The following is a 23572-nucleotide window of genomic DNA, read 5'->3' as shown; positions in this document are numbered from 1 at the left end:
AAGTACTGAAGTACTGAAGTACTGAAGCACCGGCACTGTTACGAGGCCGATACAAGACCTCATCGGATCACGTAGCGCGACGCTCACCCGTACGCGCTACGCAATAAGACAAAGTGTCGGCGGTTCGGTCGTTTGTCGCTCGCGGGGACACGTTGCGTGGTCCCCGCATGTGTCGTCTGTGCCGTGCGACGTGAGTCGTACGGCGCAAGGTGTTCCACGTCTGCACCCAAGCTCTCCGGGACGCGCATGAACGTCTATCTGTTGCAAGTCATCAACGGCGTCGGGATCGGGATGTTGTACTTCCTGCTCGCCGTCGGCCTGTCGATCATCTTCGGCCTGCTGCGCTTCGTGAACTTCGCGCACGGCGCCTTCTATCTTCTCGGTGCTTACTTCTGCTATCAGGCGCTGCAATGGGGCATGTCGTTCTGGCTTGCGCTCATCGTGTGCCCGATCGTCGTGGGCGCGCTCGCGTGGATCGCAGAGAAAGTGCTGCTCTCGCATATCTACGAGAAGGCGCATGAGTTCCACATCCTCGTCACCGTGGGCCTTGCGCTGGTCGTGCAGGAACTGGTGATCATCGTGTGGGGGCCGCTCGGTGATAACGTCGCCGTGCCGGAAATCCTCGACGGCGTGGTCATGTGGGGCAGCTTCATCTATCCGAAGTACCGTCTTTTCCTCATCGGCTTCACGGCTGTCTTCGCAGTGGTGCTGTGGTGGCTGCTCGAAGGCACGCGACTGGGCAGCGCAGTGCGCGCGGGCAGCGAGTCGTCGGAAATGGTCTCGCTGCTCGGCATCAACGTGTTTCGCGTGTTCAGTTTCGCTTTCGCGCTGGGCGCAGGCACGGCGGCACTGGCCGGGGTACTGGCGGCGCCGGTTCGCGGCGTCGAACCGTTCATGGGTATCGAGGCGCTGGGCATTGCGTTCGTCGTGGTCGTCATCGGCGGCATGGGCAGCTTTGCCGGGGCGCTCGTGGGCGGTCTCGTGATCGGCATCGTACAGAGTCTGATGAGCACGATCTGGCCGGAAGGCGCACGACTGATGATTTACGTGGCGATGGCGGCGGTGCTTCTCCTGCGCCCGCACGGCCTGCTCGGGAGGGGATGATGCTGGTACGTTACCGTTTTTGGCTGCTTGCCGCTGCCGTCACGCTGATCCTGCCGGTCACGCTCTCGTCGGGCACGCTCGCCACCGAAGTGCTGATCTACGCGCTCGCGGCGCTCGGCTGCAACCTGCTGCTCGGCTACACGGGTCTGCTGTCGTTCGGACAAGGCATCTTCTTCGGTCTGGGCAGCTACACGCTGGGCATTCTGCTCACGCGCTGGTCGCTGCCGATGCCGGTCGCGATCGTCGCCTCGATCGTGCTCGGCGCGGCCATCGCCGCCATCGTGGGCAGCTTCGCGATCCGCCAGAAGGGCACCTACTTCGTGATGCTCACGCTCGCCTGCGCGCAGATGTTCTATTTCCTCGCGTACACGGCAACGGACTGGACGGGCGGCGACAACGGCCTGCTCGATATTCCGCGCAAGTCGCTCACGCTGGGCGGCAAGACGCTGATCCCGCTCGACACGCCCTGGCAGTACTACACCTTCGTGGCGGTCGTCTTCCTGATCGTCTTCGCCTGGTTGCTGCGCGTGGCGGACTCGGTGTTCGGGCGCACGCTGCTTGCCCTTCGCGACAACGAAACGCGTGCCGCCGCCATCGGCTATCACGTGAAGACGTTCAAGCTCGTGGCGTTCGCTATCTCCGGCGCGGTCACGGCGCTTGCCGGCGCACTGCATGCGCTGATGACGGGCATCGCGCCGCTGTCGAACATCGAGTACCACACGAGCGAGATGATCCTCGTGATGACGGTGATCGGCGGCACGGGCAATCTGTTCGCATCGGTGCTGGGTGCCGCGTTCTACGTGCTTGCCGCCGACTGGCTCTCGACCCTCTGGCCGCGCTGGCTGCTGCTGCTCGGCCTGTTGCTGATCGCCGTGAGCCTGTTCATGCATCGCGGCCTGTGGGGCGTGGGCGAAACGCTCTGGCACCGTATCGCGGGCAAACGCCGCGCGGCCGACGGCAAACTGGACACACAGAGTACGCAGGGAGACCCGACATGAGCGACGCTCTCATCGAAGCCTCGGGCATCGTCAAACGCTACGGCAAGTTCACTGCGCTGCATGGCGTCGACCTGCGCGTAGCGCCCCGCACGGTGCATTCCGTCATCGGCCCGAACGGCGCAGGCAAGACCACGCTGTTTCACATGCTTACCGGCACGGTGCCGGTCTCCGGCGGACGCATTATGTTCGACGGACACGACGTCACCACCGAAGCCGACTACCGCCGCGTGCAGCGCGGCATCGCCCGCTCGTTTCAGGTCACGGCGCTGTTCCAGAACCTGTCGGTGCGTGAGAACCTGCGACTCGCTGCGCTCGGCGTCACACCGCGTCACGCCCTGTCGACCTGGCGCAAGGCCGACGGGCCGCGCGCGTGCGCCTCGGTCGTGGACGACGTGCTCACGCGACTCGCCCTCACGCGTCATGCCGACACCGCCGCAGGCTCGCTCTCGCACGGTCAGCAGCGACGCCTCGAAGTCGGCATGGCGCTCGCCGCACGTCCCAAAGCGATCTTTCTGGACGAGCCAACGTCCGGCATGGGCATCGACGATCTCGACGACATGAAGCAGCTCATCCGGGGGCTGCGCGACGATCACACCGTGGTGCTGATCGAGCACAACATGAACATCGTGATGGACATCTCCGACACGATCACCGTCATGCAGATGGGTCGCGTGCTCGTCGAAGGCAAGCCCGACGCCATTCGCGCCGACGACCGGGTGCGCGCCGCCTATCTCGGCAACATGATCACCGGAGGCCGCGCATGATTCTCGACGTCGCTGGCATTCACAGCTATTACGGCAAGAGCCACATCCTGCAAGGCGTGTCGCTGAACATCGGCGACGGCGAACTCGTCACGCTGCTGGGCCGCAACGGCGCGGGCAAGTCGACCACGCTCAAGACCATCGCCGGCGTGGTGTCGCCCAAGGCGGGCAGCATTACGTTCATGGGCAAGCCGGTGGCCGGGCAGCCCGCGCATCGCATCGCGGCGCGCGGGGTGTGCTTCGTGCCCGAGCATCGCGGTATCTTCAAGCTGCTCACCGTGGAAGAGAACCTGAAGCTCGGTGCGCGACGCGACTCGCCGTGGCAACTGGCCGACATCTATCGCATCTTTCCGCGCTTGCAGGAGCGTCGCAAGAACGGCGGCGCCCAATTGTCCGGGGGCGAACAGCAGATGCTCGCCATCGGACGCGCGCTGATGAATCATCCGCGCCTGCTCATGCTCGACGAACCGGTCGAGGGTCTCGCGCCGGTGATCGTCGAGGAGATCGTTGCGCAGTTGAAGCTCATCAAGCAGGCGGGTGTGGCCATCCTGCTCGTCGAACAGAATCTGGAAGTCTGCACGCAGCTTGCCGACCGGCATTACATCGTCGAGCAGGGCGTGATCGTGTACGGCGCGGACAATGCCGCGTTTCTCGCCGACGAGGTCGTCAAGGACCGTTATCTCGGCGTGGGCGTGGCGTAGGACATAAGGCGCAACTCTCAAGGATCAGTGGAACATGGAACGTCTCGACCAACCGGCTGCCGCAGTGCGCATCGACGGTGCGCGCCTGTGGGACAGCCTCATGCAACTCGCGCAAATCGGTGCGACGGAAAAGGGCGGCGTATGCCGTCTGGCGCTGACGGATCTCGACCGGCAGGGCCGCGATCTGTTCGTCGCGTGGGCGAAGGAAATCGGCTGCACGGTGCGCATTGATGCCATCGGCAACATCTTCGCGCGCCGCGCGGGACACAACGATACGCTGCCGCCCGTAATGACCGGCAGCCACATCGACACGCAGCCGACCGGCGGCAAGTTCGACGGCAACTACGGCGTGCTCGCCGGGCTGGAAGTGCTGCGCACGCTCAACGACAACCACATCGTGACGGAAGCGCCGCTCGAAGTCGCTGTGTGGACGAACGAGGAGGGCTCGCGCTTCGTGCCGGTGATGATGGGCTCCGGCGTCTACGCTGGCGCATTTACATTGGATCACGCCCTCGCCCAGAAGGACCATGACGGCGTGAGCGTGGCCGAAGCGCTCGGCAGCATCGGTTATGCCGGTCCGACGTCGGCCGTGGGTCAGCCCGGCGCGGTAGGCGCGTACTTCGAAGCGCACATCGAGCAGGGCCCGGTGCTCGAAGCGCATGACAAAACCATCGGCGTCGTGCAGGGCGCCCTCGGCCAGCGCTGGTACGACGTGACCATCACCGGCATGGAAGCGCACGCCGGTCCCACGCCGATGGAACTGCGCCGCGATGCGCTGCTCGCCGCCGCGCAGTTGATTCAGACCGTCAACCGCATCGCGTGCGAGCATGCACCGCATGCCCGTGGCACCGTCGGCTGGCTTGATAACTATCCGAATTCGCGCAACGTCATTCCGGGGCGCGTGAAGCTCTCCGTCGATCTGCGTGCGGCCGACGACGCCACGCTCGACGCCCTGAACGCAAAGCTTCGCGCCGAGTGCACGGCGTTGAGCGCCGACGGCATCGATGTCGCCATCGAGCAGGTCGTGTACTTCCCGCCGCAACCGTTCGCACCGGCGCTCGTCGACGCGATCCGCTCCGGTGCCCAGACGCTCGGCTATTCGTCGATGGACGCCATCAGCGGCGCCGGACACGACGCCGTGTATCTCGCGCGCGTCGCGCCCACCGCGATGATCTTCGTGCCGTGCAAGGACGGCATCAGCCACAACGAGATCGAAGACGCCGATCCGGCGCATCTCGAAGCCGGTTGCAACGTGCTGCTGCAAGCCATGCTGCAACGCGCCGGAGGTGCGGCATGAAAGTCATGATCGCGCGCATGAACCACGAGACGAACACGTTCTCGCCGGTGCCCACGCCGCTCGACGCTTTCGGCAATCACGGCCCGACCTACGACGCCGAGGCCTATCGCGACAACAAGGGCATGCGCACGGCGATGGCCGCGTTCATCGATCTGGCAGAGGCGGCGGGCGCGCAGATGGTGACGCCCGTGTCGGCCGGGGCGAATCCCAGCGGTCCTGTGGCGGCGAGCGCCTACGATGAACTGTGTGATCGCATCGTGGCAGCCGCCACAGGTGTCGACGCCATCCTGCTCGACCTGCATGGCGCCATGGTGGCGGAGAACAGCAACGACGGCGAGGGCGACCTGCTCGAACGCGTGCGCGCTGCCGCGCCGCACACGCCGATCGCCGTCGCCCTCGATCTGCATGCGAACGTCACCGCGAAGATCGTGGCGAACGCCGACATCGTCGTGGGCTTCAAGACGTATCCGCACATCGACATGTACGAGACAGGCGAGCATGCCGGACGTCTGCTGTTCGAGCGACTCGCAGGCAAGCGCCGTCCGACGGTCGTGTGGCAACAGCCGCCGTTGATGGTGCATACGTTGCGCAGCACGAGTCATGGCGGTGCGATGAAACGCGCACTGGATGCCGCACGGCGTGCCGAAACGGAGGAGGGTATCACTGCCGTCTCGGTGTTCTCCGGCTTTTCGCTCGCCGATATTCCCGCGCCATGCATCAGCGTGGTGGTGACGGCGGAGGCGGGCGAGGGCGGCGTCGCCCGTGCACAGGCGGTGGCAGATCGCATCGCCGGACAAATTTGGGACGACCGCGACGATTTCGTCTACCGCAGTGCGCCGCTCGCTGACTCGATTGCCGAGGCAAGACAACTGGCCGAAGGCGCCGACAAGCCGGTGCTGCTGCTCGATCACAGCGACAATTGCATGTCGGGCGGCACGTGCGACACGATGGACGTGCTGGAAGCCGCGCTGGCTGGCGGACTGACGGGCATCGGCGTCGGCCCGCTGTGCGACCCGGAAGCGGTGGCGACGCTCATCGCCGCAGGCGAGGGGGCCGAGGTCACGCTGGCCGTGGGCAACAAGCGCCCGCTCACGCAACTCGGCATCACGAAGACACCGCCGGTGCTCACCGGCATCGTGCGCAAGATCAGCGACGGCGAGTACATCGTCTCCGGGCCGACCTACACGGGCCAGCGCTGCTACATGGGGCGGACTGTGTTGTTCGATATCGGACCGGCACGCATCGTCGTCACGGAGCGCACGCATGAGCCGTGGGATCACGGCGTATTCACGTGCGTGGGGCTCGACCCGCACCGCGAGCGGTTCCTGCTGCTCAAGTCACGGATGTACTGCCGCCCCGTGTTCGTCCCGATCTCGGCCGGGCTGGTCGAATGCGACAGCGACGGCGTGACGAGTTCGAACTACGCGCTCTTTCCGTTCTCGCGCGTGAACCGTCCGGTGTATCCGCTGGATGCGGGAGCGAAGTTCGGCGAGTGACCGTGTGAGCCGACGCGCGGGTTGGCGTGGCACACGGCGTCGGCGAGCGCTGATCGGCACGTTCGATCAGTACTGAGATGGCGCACGACCTGTCAACGTTGTCAGGTGATGCGCGGGAGGTTGCGTCCTAAGCTACCTAGACCGTCCCGGGTGACGCCACACGGCGCGCGCCCGAACGACGGTGTCCGGGGGAGCGACCGTATGCAACACGACATCGTCATCATCGACGCCGTTCGCACCGCTATCGGCGAATTCGGCGGAACGTTGCGCGAGAAGACGCCCGCGCATCTGGGAAGTGTCGTCGTGCAGGCGTTGCTGGATCGCACCGGCACGGTCGGCGACGCCATCGATCAGGTCGTCTTCGGCAACGTCCATCAGACCTCGGCAAGCGACATGTATCTCGCCCGGCGCGCGGCCATCGGCGGCGGTGTAGCGCCACGCGCCGGTGCACTGACGGTTAATCGGCTTTGCGGCTCCGGCCTCGAAGCGGTGCTGCTCGCGGCCCAGTTCATCGACTCGGGCGAGGCCGAGACCGCCATTGGCGGCGGCGCCGAAACCATGAGCCTCGCGCCTTATCTGCTACCGGCGAATCGCTTCGGCACGCGTCCCGGCGACGTGATCGCGACCGATTCCCTCATGGGCGGTCTTACCGACCCGATGACAGGGGTCCATATGGGCGAGCTGGGCGAGCGCATCGCCACGCGTTTCGACATCGATCGTGCGCAGCAGGATGCCATCGCCCTGTCGTCACACCAGCGCGCGGCACACGCGATCGGCGCCGGCTACTTCGACGCGCAGATCGTGCCGGTCGACGTCGGCTCCGCACGCAAGCCGGCAACGTTCACACGTGACGAACGCGTGCGTGCGACGCCAGAGGCCGACGATTTCGCGCAAAGCAAACCCGTCTTTCGACGCGAGAACGGCACGATCACCGCCGCCAACGCGTCAGGGATCAACGACGCAGCGAGCGCGGTGCTGATGACCACTGCACGCAACGCGCAAGGGCGACGGCTGCGTCCGATGGCACGCCTCATCGCACATGCGCGCGTCGGCGTATTGCCGGAGGAAATGGGGATCGGGCCGGTCGTCGCAACGCGAGAGGTCCTCAAACGCGCCGACCTTCACATTCGCCATATGGGCGTGATCGAGCTCAACGAAGCCTTCGCGTCGGTGGTCGGTGCGTTTCTGAAGGAGATGGCGCTCGATGCTTCACGCGTCAATCCGAACGGCGGCGCGATTGCGCTGGGTCATCCGGTCGGGGCGACCGGCGCGATCATGGTGACGAAAGCCGTCTACGAGTTGCAGCGCACCGGCGCGCGCTATGCGCTGGTCACGACGTGCATCGGTGGCGGGCAGGGAATTGCCGCCATCTTCGAGCGACTCTGACGGCAACGCCCCCGGCCATTGTCATTCACGCAAACAAAAAAGCGGCCCCTTACGGGAGCCGCCTTCTCGTTGCACCGCCGGGTGGAGCGACGCGTTACTCGTCCAACACCTTGTTACCCGTTTCTTCGAACATCGACACGGCGATGAGCGAGACGACCACGCAGACGATCATGTACCACGCCGGGGCCATCTTGTTGCCGGTCACGCGAATCAGCCAGCCCGCGACGAGCTGTGCCGTGCCGCCGAACACCGACACCGAAATCGCATACGCGCTCGACATGTAACCGGCACGCAGATGCTTCGGGAAGTTCTCCGGCATCAGCGCATATGCCGGGGCCGACCCCATCGTGTAGCAGAACATCAGCACGATCAGCGCCGCCAGCACGACCGGCAGGGACGGGTAGTGCGTCATGATCCAGAACGCCGGGTAGAGCAGGACGATGAGCGCCACGCGTCCGGCCATCGTGAGCGGCTTGCGCTTGCCCATCTTGTCCGACCACGCGCCGTAGATCGGGCACATCACCAGCGAGATCGTGCTGGCAGCCACGCCCGCGAGCATCGACATCTTCGGCGGCAGACCCAGGTACTGAATGCAGTACGTCGGCATGTAGTACATCATCACGTACGTCGACACGGACATGCCCGCGATCGAGAAGATCGTGAGGAACCAGTTACGCACGTACACGCCACGCTTCGGGTCGTCGCGACCGGCGACAGCCTTCGCCTTCGGCGGCTCTTCCTGAATGTGACGACGCAGGTAGATACCGACCGGCGCGATCAGCGTGCCCAGCAGGAACGGGATACGCCAGCCCCAGCTGTGCATGGTGTCGTCCGAGAGCAGGAAGCCGAGGCTTGCCGCCAGACCCGAACCGAGCAGGGCGGCTGCGCCCTGGCTTGCCAACTGCCAGCTCGCGCGGAAGCCACGGCTCTTCGCGCCGCCCACTTCCAGCAGCGTCGCCGTCGCCGCACCGAACTCGCCGCCCTGCGCAAAGCCTTGCAGCAGGCGCGCGCTCACGATCAGCAGCGGCGCCGCGAGACCGATCTGCGCATACGTCGGCGCCAGACCAATGGCCGCCGATCCCACCGCCATCAGCAAGATGGTGAGCGTGAGTGCCGGCTTGCGGCCCGCGCGGTCGGCGTAGCGACCCAGCACGATGCCGCCGAGCGGGCGCATCACGAAGCCCACCGCGAACACCGCGAAGGCGAGCAGCGACGACGTGATGGGATCGTCCGCCGGGAAGAACTGCTTGCCGATCGTCAGCGCGAAATAGCTGTAGACCGTGAAGTCGAAGAACTCCAGCAGGTTGCCGATGACGGCGGCGAAAACGATCTTGCGTTGTTGCGCAGCGGACATTTGCGACGCTGGCGACGACGTGGCACCGTCAGCGGCGAACGACGGCGATTGGGTTTGCGATGCAATGCTCATGCGCGGTCCTCGGCAAGAAAGCGTTCGACCAGACGCGTCCAGAAGGCGGCACCGATGGTCAGATTGTCGTCGTTGAAATCGTATTTGGCGTTGTGCAGCATCGGGCGGCCTTCGCCGTTACCGAGGCGGATGAAGCAGCCCGGCACCTTTTGCAGGTAGTACGCAAAGTCTTCGCTGCCCGCGATCGGCGGGAACGGCGCAATGATGTGCTCGTCACCGACCAGCTCTTTCGCCACGCTGTGCGCGAACTCGGTCTCGGCTTCGCTGTTCACGAGCACCGGATAACCGCGGATGTACTCGATATCGGCACTCGCGCCATACCCTTCGGTATGCGACTTCACCAGCGCACGGATGCGCTCTTCGAGCGTGGCGCGCACCTTCGCCGAGAACGAGCGCACGCTCATTTCCATCGTCGCCTCTTCCGGAATCACGTTCGGCGCGAAACCCGCGTGGAACGTGCCGACCGTCACCACGGCGGCTTCGGTCGGGTCGATGTTGCGCGCGACGACCGTTTGCAGCGCCATCACGAGGCTGCTGCCGATCATCACCGGATCGATGGCCAGATGCGGACGCGCAGCATGACCGCCACGGCCGTGAATGCGAATCTTGACGGTATCGCAGGCCGCCATGAGCGGGCCGGCACGGAAACCGAACGTGCCCGTGGCAATGCCCGGATGGTTGTGCAGCCCGAAGATCGCTTCGCACGGGAAGCGCTCGAACAGGCCATCGGCAATCATCTGCTCGGCGCCGCTGTTCGAACCGGCTTCTTCCGCCGGCTGGAAAATCAGATTGACGGTGCCGTCGAAGTTGCGCGTCTTCGCGAGTTGTTGGGCGGCGCCGAGCAACACGGTCGTATGACCGTCGTGGCCGCACGCATGCATCTTGCCGTCATGAACGCTGGCATACGCCAGTCCCGTCTGTTCAAGGATCGGCAGCGCGTCCATGTCGGCACGCACGCCGACCGTACGCGGGCTCGTGCCCACGGTGAGCGAGGCCACCACGCCGTGACCGCCGACGTTACGGGTGACCCGATACCCCCAACTCTCCAGCTTCTCGGCCACGTAACGCGACGTGTCGACTTCCTCGTAGGACAGTTCGGGGTGTTGATGGATGTGGTGACGAATATCGGCCAACTGCTCGCGCGCATCGGCCAGATCGCTCACCTCGCAATAGCGAATCTCGCTCATCGGGGGCTCCTCTCTTTTTGAATAACGCGGAGTATTGCACCGACGAAATTTCGCACCCATGACGCAAACCACGTCAGAATGTTGCTTTCAAGGCAACAGTTGCGGGTATCCGGCTATCGGCACGATGTCTGTATCGACAGAAAAAACCAACGTCGATTCAAGGACTTGGCAAACCAATCAGCCCATTCGCCCGAGCGTAGCGGTGAAACAACGATGAAACCAATGATGACCGGCGATTCATGGATGGACGACATCGGCGAGCGTCCGCTCAAATACCTGGCCGAAATTGCCGCGACCGGCGGCGTGCGCATGGCCGCCGAATCGCTCGGCGTGAACCCCTCGGTGGTCAGCCGTCAGATCGCGGCGCTGGAGCGGCGTCTGCGCTTCCCGCTCATCGAGCGGCGCGGACGCAACGTGAGCGTCACCGAAATCGGTCAGGTACTCATCGATTACTACCGCGACGGCCAGCGCCGCCAGCGCGATCTGTCGGCGCGCCTTGAGGAATACCGGCATCTGAAGCGCGGACGGGTGGCGATCGGCGTGGGCGAGGGCTTCATCGGGCGGCTGATCGCGCAGGCGTTGCAGCGCTTCTCGATGAGCTATCCCGACATCCTCGTCGAGATCCGCTCCGGCCCCACGCCTGCGGTGCTGTCGCTCGTGCGCGACGACGTGGTCGACATCGGCCTGTGCGCGCGCTCCGAGGACGACCCGGCCATGCGCATCCATCCCTTCGCCGCGAAGGCGCTGTGCGCCGTGGTCGCCCCCACGCACCGATTCGCGAAGATGACCAGCGTGCCGCCATCGGAACTGGTGCATGAGCGGCTCATCTTCATGACGGAAGCGCACGGCGTGCAGCATTTCGTGCACTCGGTGCTCGATACCGCCCGGCTTAACGTGACGCCCGCCTATCGCGTCGACCTGTTCAATACGGCGCAGACGCTCGCCGCCGCCGGTCTCGGCGTGGCGTTCATGTCGGCGATCACGGCGCGACGCGGCATCGAACTCGGCGAACTGGTCGCGGTGCCCATCGATCATCCGATTGCCGCGGGGTTCTCCAGCCAGATGATGACCCGCGTCGGACGCCGTCTCTCGCCCGCGGCCGATCACCTCTGGAAGCAGCTCGCACAAAGTCTCGCCAATCGCTGACCCTTCCGGACGCCCTGCCGTTTTGGTCCGGCACTGAAAAGGGTGTCCGTAGATGGCGTATGATCGGCCAGGTGTTGGACAAGCCCGCCTGATCAAGTAATGACGACTGACTCGAACCAACCCGCCCACCGGCGACTCCGCGCGCGCTTCGTCGCGATTTCCTGGCGAGATCTCGCCGTCTCCTTCGGCCCCGTGGTCCTGATCGCGATTGCGGCCATCTGGCTTGCCGTGTGGCTCGTGCAACCGGCGCCGCCACGCACCGTCACCATCAGTGCCGGTCCGGAAGGCAGCTCGTTCTGGAACGCGGCGCAGCGCTACAAGACCATCCTCGCGCGCGACGGGATCACCCTCAATGTGTTGCCATCCGAAGGCTCGCGTCAGAACGTCGAGCGTCTTGCCGACGATCACCAGAACGTCGACCTCGGTCTCGTGCAGGGGGGCGTGTCGCAGGGCCTCGATACCGACGGCCTCGTGTCACTCGGCAGCATGTTCTACGCGCCCATTTCAGTGTTCTATAGCGGTCCGCGCGTCACCAAGCTCTCGGACTTCGCCGGCAAGCGCATCGCCATCGGCCGAGAGGGCAGTGGTGCACGCGCGCTGTCGCTGACGTTACTCAAGGCGAACGGCATCGAGCCGGGCGGCACGACCACGCTCACGGCCTACGACGGACAGGAGGCCGCGCAAGCGCTGATCGACGGTCGCGTGGACGCCGCCATGCTCACCGGCGACACCGCCACCGGTCCGACGATGGGCAAGCTCATCCGCACGCCCGGCGTCCGGCTGATGGACTTCGCACAGGCCGACGCTTATACGCGCCGCTTTACCTATCTCAACGTGTTGACGTTGCCGCGCGGGGTCTTCGACCTCGGACGCAACCTGCCCGCCCAGCCGGTGCACGTCATCAGCCCGACGGTCGAACTCGTCGCCCGGGAAAGTCTGCACCCGGCGCTGTCCGATCTGCTGATCGAGGCCGCGCGCGAAGTGCACGGCAAGGCAAATCTGCTGCAACGTGCGGACGAGTTTCCGTCGTCGCAGGTACACGAATTCCCGATCTCGGACGACGCCGCGCGTTATTACAAGTCGGGCAAGGGTTTCCTGTACCGGCATCTGCCGTTCTGGATTGCAAGCCTTGCCGATCGCATCGTCGTGTTGCTCGTGCCGATCATCGTGGTGCTGATCCCGGCCTTCCGGCTGGTGCCGTCGCTGTATAGCTGGCGTGTGAAGTCGCGGTTGTATCGCTGGTACGGTGCGCTCATCGCGCTGGAACGCGAGGCGCTGGCAGACAACGCCCACACGGAATATCAGAACCTGCGGCACCGGCTCGACGCCGTGGAGGCTGCCGTCAACCGGCTGAAAATTCCGCTCGCCTATGCCGACCAGTTCTACGTGCTGCGTGAACACATCGGCTTCGTGCGGCAACGGCTCGACGCCATGAACGCTGAGCCCGCCGCCCCCACAGGCGACGCTGTCCAGCGTGCCGGCGGCGTCCCCGCCGCGCCCGCTGAAGATAATGACGGCGACGGCAATACGGGCGAGCAACGGTCGAAAGACGCATGACGCGCATCCCAAAGAAAGGCTTATGCGATTCATAATCGACACAAGCTTTTCTTATGACAAGGGTCGGCGCACACTGCTGACATTCGCGGACCGGAACGCCGGTCCGTCTTGACATCTCATGCTCCGGTTCGCTCGTATGTCGTCGCCTGACACCTCTCATTCGTCTCATTCCCCGACATCGTCTTCGTCGGCGGCAGCGTCCGACACGGGGGCTTCGCGTCGCATCGGCACCGAACTCGCGCGCAGCGCTTGCACCGTGCGGCCTGTGCGCGACGACGATCTGCCCGCCATCACGACCATTTACGCCCACCACGTGCGCACCGGTTCGGCGTCGTTCGAAGAAGTCCCGCCAGACGAAGCGGAGATGCGCGCGCGCTGCGCGAAGGTGCGCGACGCCGGTCTGCCGTATCTCGTCGCCGAACGCGACGGCAAGGTGCTGGGATACGCGTACGCCACGCACTATCGTCCGCGCTCGGCGTATCGGTTCACGCTGGAGGATTCGGTGTACATCGCCCCCGACGCTATCGGGCAAGGCGTCGGCCGCGCATTGTTGCTCACCCTCATCGCGCGTTGCGAAGGCGGCCCGTGGCGGCAATTGATCGCGAATGTGGGCGACAGCGGCAATCAGGCGTCGCTCGCGCTGCACGCGGCGTGCGGTTTCGAACATGCGGGCATGCTCAAGTCCGTCGGCTTCAAATTCGGACGCTGGGTCGACACCGTGCTGATGCAACGTCCGCTGAACGCCGGGGATACGACGCTGCCGGAGTGATCGCCTGATCGCGCATCAAAACGGCGAGGCGCGATCCAGTTCCTTGTAGTGACGGAAGATACCGGTGGTGTTGAACGCGACACGCCGGGACGACTTCAGATACGCCGCGACCAGCGGCGCATCCGCGACGGCGTCGCGCACCGCCTGACAGCGAGGAAACGCCCTGGCAAAGCCCGACATGGCGCGTGGAAACGCGTAATACAGCCCCTCGATCACCTGGAACAGCGACAGGTCGGCATACGACATCGCGCCCTCCGACAGCCATCCGCCCGCGTTCGGGTTGTTCGCCAGTACACGTTCGAAATAGCCGAAGAATTTCGGCAGCCGGTAGTCGATCAGATCGGCCGTGCGCTTGCGCGCTTCCGCACGCTGATTGCTGTAATAGAGCCGGCTGGCGATGGGATGGTGGCCGTCGTGCACCTCGGCGACGAGGTCGGCGAGCGTCAGTTGCAGTTGATTGACCCAGCGGCGCGCACGCGGCGATTCGCCGACCAGACCCAGCAGCGGCCCGAGATAGGCGAGGATGTTCGCGGTCTGCCCGATCAGCTCGTCGCCCGAGGCGTGGCGCACACGCAGGAAGGGCGGGGCGTAGGGCGGGTCGACGCAGCCGGGATCGTCCATCGTGTGCAGAAGCCCGTCGATGCCCTGCCCGGGTTCGTCACCCTGAACGATCTCCACATACGGTGTGCCGCTGGCCTCGAAGGCGAGGCGGACAAACTCGCCGCGCCCTTGCAGGCCCGGCCAATAGAACAGCTCGAAGGTCATGCACCCTCCTCAGGCTCAGGAAGCGCCTGGCTGCATCTCCACGCGATTCTTGCCCTGTTGCTTGGCGCGGTACAGCGCCAGATCCGCCGACTCGATCAACGAGGTCGACGCCATGTGCGTACGCGGCACCAACGCCGCGCCGCCGAGACTGATCGTGACATGCCGGCCGTTGGCCGAGCCCACGTGCGGAATTGCCATCGCTTCGATCAGCGCGCGCACCTTCTCCGCAATCGCCGCCGCCCCGCTGGCCGACGTGTTCGGCAACACCATCACGAACTCTTCGCCGCCGAAGCGCGCCGCCAGATCCGCCGGACGAGACGCCGCGTCGGCGATCGTACGTGCCACGCGACGCAGCACGTCGTCACCGGCAATGTGCCCGTAGGTGTCGTTGTAGATCTTGAAGTTGTCGACGTCGATCATCAGCAACGCCATCTCGCGCTGCTCGCGCAAGGCACGGCGCCACTCCGCACCGAAGTACTCGTCGAAGTAACGACGGTTCGCGAGTCCGGTGAGGCCGTCGGAATGCGTGAGCCGTTGCAGTTCCAGATTCGTCTCCAGCAACTGCTGCTGACTCTCGCGCAGCGCACGGTAGGCTTCGTCGCGTTGCAGCAGGTTCATGTAGGAGCGAGAGTGGTAACGAATGCGGGCCACCAGCTCGATGGTATCGGGCAGCTTGACCAGATAGTCGTTGGCCCCTGCCGAGAAGGCTTCGCGCTTGATCGTCGACTCTTCCTTCGTGGACAGCACGATGATCGGAATGTCGCGAGTAAGCGGGCTGGCGCGGTACTGACGCACGAGCGAGAGACCGTCGGTGCCCGGCATGACGAGATCCTGAAGAATGACCGTCGGGCGGGTCTGTTCGGCCACACGCAACGCGTCTTCCGGATTCGAGCAATAGTGGAAGTCGATGTTCGGCTCGCCGGCCAGCGCGCGGCGGATCGCTTCGCCGACCATCGCCTGATCGTCGACCAGCAGCACCATGGCCGACGATTCGCTCAGGCTGCTTTCGCTGCCGATCGGCTGCGGGTCCGGCTTGGGTTGGTGCGGGGTTGTCGTCATCGTTGTTCGTCCCTCTGATTCTTTCATCTCGTTGTTCTGCTCACACGGTGCCGAACAGCGTCACCAATTGTGGCGCAATGCTCGGCAGCGGCAGAATCTGCGAGGCCGCACCCGCTTCGGCTGCCGCTTTGGGCATGCCGTACACCGCACTCGTTGCGCGGTCCTGCGCGATCGTAATGAAACCCTGCGTGCGCATGGCGCCGAGGCCTGCGGCGCCGTCGCGCCCCATCCCGGTCAGCAGCACGCCGACCGCCCGCGCGCGCCAGTGTTCGGCCACGCTGCCCAGAAACACATCGATGGACGGACGATATACCGCGTCTCTGGGTTCGTCGGTATACACGCAGCGCCCGCTCGCGTCCACTCGCAAATGCCGGTTGCCGCCCGCCAGCAACACCGCCCCGGCGACCGGACGCTCTCCCGCCTCGACCAACCGGACCTTGAGCGGCGTCTGCTGATCGAGCCACGCCGCCATGCCCGGCGCGAAGGCATCGTCCACATGCTGTACGACGATCACACCCGCACCGAAGTTCGCCGGCAGTCGCCCGAGCAACGTGGCCAGCGCGGCCGGGCCGCCCGCCGAGGCGCCGATGGCCACCAGCGCGTCAGTGCCGGACGAGACGCGCGGCGGTGCGCTCGTCTGCGGCACCCGCGCATCGGCTTGCTGTGCGGCAATCGCTTCGATCTTGGCGAGCAGCGACGACGCAGGACGTGCGAGATCCGACGTCCCCAGCACCGGCGTGTCGACCGCGTCGACCGCGCCTGCGCCCATCGCGTCGTACACGAGGCTCGCGTGATGACCCACATCGGACGTCACGATCAGAATCGGGCACGGTGTGCGGCGCATGATCTCGCGCGTGGCGGCAACGCCATCCATGACCGGCATGACGAGATCCATCAGTACGAGATCGGGCGGCACGGGTGAGCACATGCGTACCGCCTGCTCACCGTCGTGCGCGACCCAGACGACCTCCAGACCCGGTCGCTGCGCGAGCGTACGGCGAAGGGCTTCTACTGCGATGACCGAATCGTTGACGATGCCGATTCTCATGACCCCGACTCCCCGATGAGATCCACGACAGCGCGCAACAACGCGTCGTCGTGGAAGCTGCCCTTCGCGAGGTAATAATCGGCACCCGCATCGAGTCCGCGCTGTCGATCTTCCTCACGATCCTTGTATGAAACGATCATGACCGGTAGTTCCGCCGTGCGTGCATCGCGCTTGATCAGGGTGACCAGCTCGATGCCGTCCATGCGCGGCATGTCGACGTCGGTGATCACCATGTCGAACGTCTCGCTGCGCACCGCGTTCCAGCCGTCCATGCCGTCTACCGCCACACTCACGTCGTAACCGCGCGCCGCGAGCAGCTTGCGCTCCAGCTCGCGCACGGTCAGCGAATCATCGACGACGAGCACGCGCTTGCGTGAGCGCCCGCTCGTCTGCGCCGCCCGCATCGGCAACCGTTCCAGCGATCCCATCTCCACGGCCTTGGCAATCGAGCGCACCAGATCGGCCGTGTCGATGATGAGCAACGGCGAGCCGTCTTCCGCCAGCGCGCCCGCCGCGATGTTGGGCACCTTGCCGAGCCGGGCATCGAGCGGCTGCACGACCAGCATACGCTCGCCGAGGAATTTATCGACGGCTAAACCGTAGCGCGCCTCGCCCTCGCCAAAGACCACGACCGGCTGATCGCCGGCGACGCCCGAGGGCTCGGTGCCACACAACACCTGCTGCGCGCTCACGAGTCCGATCTGTCTGCCGTCCAGCGTGAAATGCGGGCGGCCTTCGAGCATGTCGATATGCTCCTGCGGCAACGCCAGCGTACGCGACAGGTTCGCAAGCGGCAGCGCGTACGGCTCCCCGGCGACCTCGACGAGCAGGCTGCGCACCACCGAAAGCGTCAGCGGCAATTGCAGAATGAACTTCGTGCCGCGCCCCGGCGAATGTTCGATACGCACCGTGCCACGCACCATCGCCACCATCGCGCGCACGGCATCGAGGCCGACCCCGCGCCCCGACACATCCGTGACCGTGTCGCGCAGCGTGAAGCCGGGCAGCATCAGGAATTCGAGCAGTTCGTCATCGTCCAGACGCTGCGCGGTGTCCGGTGCGACCAGTCCCCGCTTGACGACGGTGTCGCGCACACGCGCGATGTCGATGCCCGCGCCGTCGTCGGCCACGCTCACGAGCAGCAGCCCCGCACTGTGGCGCGCGCTCAGGGTAATGACGCCCTCGGAAGGTTTGCCCGCCGCCGCACGCCCCTCCGGACTTTCCAGCCCGTGGTCGACGGCATTGCGCAGCAAGTGTCCGAGCGGCGCTTCGAGCTGGTCGAGAATGTCGCGGTCGACCTGCGTATCGGCACCGCGAATTTCGAGTCGCGCGGGCTTGCCGAGCGAGCGGCCAAGATCGCGCACCATGCGGGCGAAGCCGCCCAGGCGATCGTCGATAGGCCGCATACGACACGCGAGCGCTTCGTCGTACAGACGCTGCGAGAGTTGCGTCGAGCGTCGGTCGAAGTCGTCGAGTTCGTGAATCTGCTGCGCCAGCAACTGAGCGCCCCCGCCTAGCGCGCGGCGAAGATCCGCCAGCGCCGAGAGCATCGCCTGACGGTCTTCGTCCGAACGGTCGGCCACTTGCGCGAGCGCCGAACTCACACGATCCAGTGCATCGCCCGCCTCGTGCTGATGACGCTTGAGACGCTGCAACGATTGCGCGAACGGTTGCGACCAGCGCGACGCCACCAGCGCCTCGCTCGACAGTCGCAACAGACGATCGAGGTTGTCCGCCGAGACGCGCAGCGCACGCGTGGCGTTGTCCGAGGCATCGGCATTGCCCGCGGTGTCGGCACCGCCCGGTGCATCGAACGTCTCGCGTTTGCCGGGAGTGTCGGGCGATGGGGAGAGCGACGGTGATGGTGATGACGACTGCGTCCGTGACGAAGGTGTCGAGGTGGACAGCATCGGCGTAGACACCGGCTGCGGTGCCGTCGGCGACATTGGCGACGTCGTGTCGTCAGAGAGGGCAGGTGTCTCGTCTGCGTCACGGGTCGACAGGCCATAGCTGGCGTAGTCGAACGCATCCGGCGCTTCCGACGATGCGGCGGCTTGCGCGCCATCGCCGGCAAGCGACGCCAGCGTTTGCGTGAGCGCGCTCACGAAGGTGTCGATCTCCGCGCGACCGGCGCCTTGCGCCCAGTTCGGATCACGCCCCGGCGGATGCGCAAGACGCATCAACAGATCCACGCCCTGCAACAGCCGGTCGATGATTGGCACGTCAAGCACGAGCGCACCGCGTTGTGCGGCAACGAAGGCGTCTTCAAGCACGTGAGCGAGCGACACTCCCGCTTCCACGCCGACGATTCGCGCAGCGCCTTTGAGCGAGTGTGCCGCCCGCATGCAGGCTTCGAGCCGGGACGCATCGGTCGGGGCGCGTTCGAGCGCGAGCAGCCCGTCGCCGAGCACCTGCGCCTGCGTTTCCGTCTCCATGCGGAACAGGTCGAGCAGCGTGGCGTTTTGCAGATCGTCGCTCATGCGAGGCTCCGGTCGAACGCCGCGCCCACGCGCAACGGGTCGAGCACGCCGACGATATGGTCGCGCCACGGCAGCACTGCCACGGCAAACCCATCCGACGCACCCAGCGCCGTCGCGGGCACCGGCCCCAACGCCGTACTCGCGGGGGCGACCGTGCCGTGCACTTCCGTGACGGGAAACGCGCTCAGGTGATGCCCATGACGCAACGCCAGCAATCGCGCCGTGCTCGCGCGCAGGGTGTTCGTGGCGGACGTCTGCGTTTGCGGTGCGGGCTGCACGCCAAGCAGTTCGCCGAGCGACAGGCACGGCACAAGCGCGCCACGCAGGTTGACGAGTCCGAGCAGCGCGCGCTGACGATGCCCCGGCACCGAATGCCAGCCACGCATCGGCGCGACTTCTTCGATCGTAGCGGCAGGCAGCGCCAGCCATTCGTCGGCGAGACGGAAAACCAGCAGCGACGTGCCGCGCATCATCTCCTGTCCGTCAGCCTTGGCGCGCCACGGCGTAGGGTCGACAGGCACGACCGGCAGACGGTCGAGCAGTTCGGCGGCTTTGCGGTGCAGCGAACCGGCGGGCGGCGTACCGGGAGATCCGGGCGATCCGGCAGTGTGGGAGCGCTCGCCGGACACGGGACCGGCGTCAGGCGCAATTTCGTGATCGGTCATCGATGTCGTGTCCCGTGGCGATGCCTCTGGTCATGCGATTCGGAAGTCGTCGTAGTGTTCGTCGCGTTGCGTTCGGCACGTTCGGCTCTGTCGGCGCGCTCCAGCAAACGTTTCGCGCCCGCCGCATCGCCACGTGCATCGAGCAGCGCGGCGCAGTGAACGAGCGCTTCGTAGTGTCCCGGATCGAGATACAACGCGCGACGGTAATGAATGAGCGCGCCCTGCGCGTCGCCGCGAGCATCCTCGACCAGCCCCAGCAGATATTCCGCCTGTGCGTTGGCGCGGTCAGCAGCGAGTACGGCGCGACACAACGCGACGGCTTGCACGAAGTCGCCGGCATCGGCGGCGGCCCCCGCTTGCACCAGTTGGGCAGCAAGGTCAGCGCGGGCGGCGGCATCGATGCTCTCGAACGCAGCGGGTCTCGCCGGCTCCGGTGACGCAGCGCTGGGTGGCGCGAAAGATCGAACGCTCGACGCTGCTGCGGCGGCTGGGGCGGCATGCGCCACATGAGCCACTTGCACCGCGTGCGTCGGCCGGTGTTGCGCGATAGCGTCGACGGGGCTGTGCGGCGCGCTCGCACGGAAGGTCTCGAGCGTGCCCGTCGGACGCGACGTCCCGGCAGGCGGCACCTTCACGTCGCGCACCGGCCCGGCGACACGGAACGAAAAGGCCTGCACGTGCCCGGTCGGCGCCAGCCCGTTGCTGGTGAGCGTGCCCCCTTCGGCCGGTCCGGCGAAGAGCGTCGCGCCCATGCGCATGAGCTGTTCGAGCGCCGCGATGGCACGACGCTGCCCGTCGCGATCGAAATAGATCAGCACGTTACGGAAGAAGACGAAATCGAACGTGCCCAGCCGGTCGACGAGCGACGCGTCGAAGAGATTGCCCGCGTGCCAGCGCACCTGCGAACGCAGGGCGCCGATGACACGGAAGTTCTCGTCTTCCGGAGTGAAATAGCGGTCGCGAAACAGCATCGTGCCCGGCGGGCCGCGAAACGAGTTGCGCCCGTAACGCCCTTCGCGCGCTACGGCGAGCGCACGCTCGCTGATGTCGAGCGCATCGATGGTGAAGTCGTTCGCCGCGAATCCCGCGTCGAACATCGTCATCGCCATCGAGTAGGGTTCCTCGCCGGTCGAGCACGGCAGACTCAGCAAGCGGATGGGCTGCGCTTCGCGCGGGGTGCCGCGACGCGACGCGCGCGCCTCCTGCACCATCTGGGTCAGCGCTGTGAACGCTTCGCGATGCCGGTAGAACCATGTTTCGGGCACCACGATCGCTTCGATCAGCGCCTGAAGTTCCTGCGGCGATTGTTGCAGTCGCTGCCAGTAACGCGAGTAGGGCGGCGTGTCCTGCATCTCGGCGGAGAGGGCGGCAAGACGTGCACGCACCGCGCGTTCGATGGCATTGACGCCGAGCGTTTCGGCATCGAGTCCCATCGTGTCGCGCAGCAAACGTTCGATGTCCTGCACGTGGCTCATGACGACGCCCTCGCTGCGTTGACTTCGTTCACCTCGCCGGCCCCGTTCGTGTCACCGTCGGCGGCAGCGGCCGCCTCATCCGCCAGCGCATCCTTCGCGGCGTCGAACAGCAGCGCACGAGCGTCGTCGCTCAGCAACTGGTCGATGTGCACCCACTGCACGAGCCCGTCTTCCGTATCGAGCACCGGGCCGAGATAGCGGCCCTCGGGCAGATCGATGCCGCTCGACTTGAAGGCGGCGGCGTCCGCGCGCAAGGTGTCGGTCGCCCGCTCGACGAGCACGCCGAGCCGCCGCGCGTGCGGGCCGGGCGCGGGGTAGTGCACGAGCACCAGTCGCGTCGAGCGTCGCTCGGGCGCACCGTGCCCCGTGGCCAGACACGTCAGATCGATGACCGGGACGGATTCGCCCCGGTAGCTGAACGCCCCCGCGACCCAGACAGGCGCCGCAGGCAGGCGCTTGAGCGCCAGCCACGGCAGCACCTCGGCCACATGACTGGCTTCGATGACGTAATGATCGGTCGCGATAGCAAAACGCAGGAACAGCATGTCGGTGTCCGCGAGTGACGACGAGGGTACGGTGTATCGGTAACGTCAGACCAGACCCGAGGGCGGGAGCGCCTGCACCTTGAAGCGCGACACCCCGCTCTTGAGCCCGTTGGCGACGTGATTGAGTTCTTCGATCGCCTGACTCGATTGCTGCAACGACTCGGCCGTCTGCTGCGCAGCTTCGGAGAGTTGCACCAGCGCCTGATTGATCTGCTCGGCACCGGTCGCCTGCGCCTGCATGCCTTCATTGACGACCTGGAAGCGCGGCGGCAGCGTCTGCACCTGTGAAATGATCTGCGCGAGCTGATCGCCGACCTGACGCATTTCGTCCATGCCGCGACGCACTTCCTCGGAGAACTTGTCCATGCCCATGACCCCGGCCGACACGGCCGACTGGATCTCCTTGATCATCTGTTCGATGTCGTAGGTCGCCACGGCGGTCTGGTCGGCAAGACGACGGATCTCCGTCGCCACCACCGCGAAGCCGCGCCCGTACTCGCCGGCCTTCTCGGCTTCGATCGCCGCGTTGAGCGAGAGCAGGTTGGTCTGGTCCGCCACCTTCGTGATCGTCGTCACGACCTGATTGATGTTGCCGGCCTTCTCGTTGAGGATGCCGAGCTTGCCGTTCACGGAGCCTGCGGCTTCCACCACGTGACGCATCGCCTCTTCCATGCGCGTGAGGCCGACGTGGCCCGTGCCCGCAAGGGATGCCGCATGTTCGGCCACGCCCGCCACTTCGGTCATGGTGCGCGCCAGATCGCGTGACGTTGCAAAAATCTCACGCGACGTCGCGCCGATTTCCGTCGTGGTCGCCGCCGTCTCCGATGCCGTCGCCTGTTGCTGACGCGACGTCGCGGCAATTTCGGTCACCGATGTCGTGACTTGGAGCGCCGATTTCTGCGCCTGTCCGACGAGGCCCGTCAATTCGTCCGTCATCCGGTTGAAGCCCGACTCCAGGGCGCCGAATTCGTCACGGCGCTCCAGATCGAGACGCTTGGTCAGATCGCCCGCGCGCATGACTTCGAGAATCTGCATGACGCTCGCAAGCGGCACGCTGATCGCGCGGAACAGCAACCAGCCGGCCAGCACGGCCACCGCCAGCGCCACCACCAGCGTGATGAGCATCGTGGCCTTGGCCGCCGTCACGGCTTCACCAATGTTGTGCGTGGCGTCGTCCGCATAGGTCTTGTTGGTATCGACCAGACGCTGGATCGCCGCGCGGCCGCGTCCCCATTCCGGGTAGAGCTGCTCCGTGAGCATGGCGCGTGCGGCAGGCATCTGACCATCGGCGACAAGCTTGAGCACCTGCGTGCTGATGCGCCCGTACTGGCTGCGCGTGCCCCGCACTTCGTCGTATTGCATCTTGTCGACCGGGCGATTGACCGTCTTGCCATAGTCCTTGAGCCAGCCGTCGATGCGGGTGTCGGCAGCGCGCAGGGCGTCCAGGTCGACGGCACGCGTGCGATCGTTGTCGTCGATGGCGACGACCTGCTGGAGCAACTGGTAGCTTTCGAACCATGCGCCACGAAGCATCGTGCTGTAGTAGAGACCGGGCGCGGAATCGTCTTCCACACTGCGGGCCTCCGCTTCAATGGCGGACAGCCGCGTATAGGCAATGCCTGCCATCAGGGCCATCAAGGCAAGGATCAGGCCAAAACTGGCCAGAATGCGATGTCGGATCGACCAGTGTTTCACGCCGCGCTCCCG

The 23572-nt window shown here is 65.6% G+C and carries 20 protein-coding genes; 10 read left to right on the top strand and 10 right to left on the bottom strand.

Annotation, left to right across the window (positions count from 1 at the left end):
- Positions 1 to 246: 246 nt before the first annotated feature.
- From C5N93_RS20020 to C5N93_RS19990, 7 genes are all read left to right on the top strand, one after another.
- On the top strand, positions 247 to 1104 hold the full coding sequence (locus tag C5N93_RS20020) for a branched-chain amino acid ABC transporter permease (RefSeq protein ID WP_150720723.1): 858 nt from the start codon (positions 247 to 249) through the stop codon (positions 1102 to 1104).
- The gene (locus C5N93_RS20015; protein WP_242560633.1) at positions 1104 to 2102 is read left to right on the top strand and encodes a branched-chain amino acid ABC transporter permease; all 999 of its coding nucleotides are present in this window, start codon (positions 1104 to 1106) and stop codon (positions 2100 to 2102) included. Before C5N93_RS20020 ends, C5N93_RS20015 begins: the two co-directional genes overlap by 1 nt.
- Positions 2099 to 2866, top strand: a complete 768-nt coding sequence (locus C5N93_RS20010) for an ABC transporter ATP-binding protein (RefSeq protein ID WP_150720721.1) — start codon at positions 2099 to 2101, stop codon at positions 2864 to 2866. The genes C5N93_RS20015 and C5N93_RS20010 overlap by 4 nt, the downstream gene beginning before the upstream one ends.
- Positions 2863 to 3564 (top strand): ABC transporter ATP-binding protein, encoded by a 702-nt coding sequence (locus C5N93_RS20005; protein WP_242560632.1) that lies wholly within the window; start codon positions 2863 to 2865, stop codon positions 3562 to 3564. Before C5N93_RS20010 ends, C5N93_RS20005 begins: the two co-directional genes overlap by 4 nt.
- Before the next feature lie 34 nt (positions 3565 to 3598).
- Positions 3599 to 4861 (top strand): Zn-dependent hydrolase, encoded by a 1263-nt coding sequence (locus C5N93_RS20000; RefSeq protein WP_242560631.1) that lies wholly within the window; start codon positions 3599 to 3601, stop codon positions 4859 to 4861.
- Positions 4858 to 6357 (top strand): M81 family metallopeptidase, encoded by a 1500-nt coding sequence (locus tag C5N93_RS19995; protein ID WP_242560630.1) that lies wholly within the window; start codon positions 4858 to 4860, stop codon positions 6355 to 6357. The genes C5N93_RS20000 and C5N93_RS19995 overlap by 4 nt, the downstream gene beginning before the upstream one ends.
- 201 nt (positions 6358 to 6558) lie before the next feature.
- A complete protein-coding gene (locus C5N93_RS19990; protein ID WP_242560629.1) occupies positions 6559 to 7743 on the top strand; it encodes an acetyl-CoA C-acyltransferase in 1185 nt (394 codons plus the stop codon).
- A 94-nt stretch (positions 7744 to 7837) separates the two neighbouring features.
- Here the strand turns inward: C5N93_RS19990 and C5N93_RS19985 are convergent, their stop codons facing one another.
- Positions 7838 to 9169: an MFS transporter gene (locus C5N93_RS19985; protein WP_242560628.1), complete on the bottom strand. Its 1332-nt coding sequence runs from the start codon at positions 9167 to 9169 to the stop codon at positions 7838 to 7840.
- A complete protein-coding gene (locus tag C5N93_RS19980; RefSeq protein ID WP_242560627.1) occupies positions 9166 to 10356 on the bottom strand; it encodes a M20 aminoacylase family protein in 1191 nt (396 codons plus the stop codon). The genes C5N93_RS19985 and C5N93_RS19980 overlap by 4 nt, the downstream gene beginning before the upstream one ends.
- A gap of 213 nt (positions 10357 to 10569) precedes the next feature.
- Between C5N93_RS19980 and C5N93_RS19975 the strand changes: the two genes are divergently transcribed.
- From C5N93_RS19975 to C5N93_RS19965, 3 genes are all read left to right on the top strand, one after another.
- Positions 10570 to 11502, top strand: coding sequence for a LysR family transcriptional regulator (locus tag C5N93_RS19975; RefSeq protein WP_242560626.1), 933 nt, complete (start codon positions 10570 to 10572; stop codon positions 11500 to 11502).
- A gap of 99 nt (positions 11503 to 11601) precedes the next feature.
- Entirely contained in the window at positions 11602 to 13059 is a 1458-nt protein-coding gene (locus tag C5N93_RS19970; protein WP_242560625.1) for a TAXI family TRAP transporter solute-binding subunit, read from the top strand.
- A gap of 136 nt (positions 13060 to 13195) precedes the next feature.
- On the top strand, positions 13196 to 13828 hold the full coding sequence (locus C5N93_RS19965) for a GNAT family N-acetyltransferase (protein WP_242560624.1): 633 nt from the start codon (positions 13196 to 13198) through the stop codon (positions 13826 to 13828).
- Between the two features lie 15 nt (positions 13829 to 13843).
- Here C5N93_RS19965 and C5N93_RS19960 read toward each other — a convergent pair whose 3' ends face one another.
- The 8 genes from C5N93_RS19960 to C5N93_RS19925 all read right to left on the bottom strand — a co-directional run bounded on the left by C5N93_RS19960 (position 13844) and on the right by C5N93_RS19925 (position 23560).
- Complete coding sequence (locus C5N93_RS19960) at positions 13844 to 14593, bottom strand: glutathione S-transferase (protein ID WP_242560623.1); 750 nt, start codon at positions 14591 to 14593, stop codon at positions 13844 to 13846.
- A gap of 15 nt (positions 14594 to 14608) precedes the next feature.
- Positions 14609 to 15574, bottom strand: coding sequence for a diguanylate cyclase (locus C5N93_RS19955; protein ID WP_242560925.1), 966 nt, complete (start codon positions 15572 to 15574; stop codon positions 14609 to 14611).
- 118 nt (positions 15575 to 15692) lie between these two features.
- Positions 15693 to 16700 carry a chemotaxis response regulator protein-glutamate methylesterase gene (locus tag C5N93_RS19950; protein ID WP_242560622.1) on the bottom strand — a complete coding sequence of 336 codons (1008 nt, stop codon included), beginning with the start codon at positions 16698 to 16700 and terminating at the stop codon, positions 15693 to 15695.
- Positions 16697 to 19180 (bottom strand): hybrid sensor histidine kinase/response regulator, encoded by a 2484-nt coding sequence (locus C5N93_RS19945; RefSeq protein ID WP_242560621.1) that lies wholly within the window; start codon positions 19178 to 19180, stop codon positions 16697 to 16699. Before C5N93_RS19945 ends, C5N93_RS19950 begins: the two co-directional genes overlap by 4 nt.
- Positions 19177 to 19845, bottom strand: coding sequence for a chemotaxis protein CheW (locus tag C5N93_RS19940; protein ID WP_242560620.1), 669 nt, complete (start codon positions 19843 to 19845; stop codon positions 19177 to 19179). Before C5N93_RS19940 ends, C5N93_RS19945 begins: the two co-directional genes overlap by 4 nt.
- Positions 19842 to 21320 (bottom strand): CheR family methyltransferase, encoded by a 1479-nt coding sequence (locus C5N93_RS19935; RefSeq protein WP_242560619.1) that lies wholly within the window; start codon positions 21318 to 21320, stop codon positions 19842 to 19844. Before C5N93_RS19935 ends, C5N93_RS19940 begins: the two co-directional genes overlap by 4 nt.
- Positions 21317 to 21865, bottom strand: coding sequence for a chemotaxis protein CheW (locus C5N93_RS19930; protein ID WP_242560618.1), 549 nt, complete (start codon positions 21863 to 21865; stop codon positions 21317 to 21319). Before C5N93_RS19930 ends, C5N93_RS19935 begins: the two co-directional genes overlap by 4 nt.
- Before the next feature lie 45 nt (positions 21866 to 21910).
- Positions 21911 to 23560, bottom strand: coding sequence for a methyl-accepting chemotaxis protein (locus C5N93_RS19925; protein WP_242560617.1), 1650 nt, complete (start codon positions 23558 to 23560; stop codon positions 21911 to 21913).
- Between the last annotated feature and the right edge of the window lie 12 nt (positions 23561 to 23572).

This window comes from Pandoraea sp. LA3 (genome assembly GCF_022696215.1).
Classification (GTDB): Bacteria; Pseudomonadota; Gammaproteobacteria; order Burkholderiales; family Burkholderiaceae; genus Pandoraea; species Pandoraea capi.
Note: the sequence above shows the minus strand (reverse complement) of the source record. Positions and strands in the feature narration are given on the sequence as shown.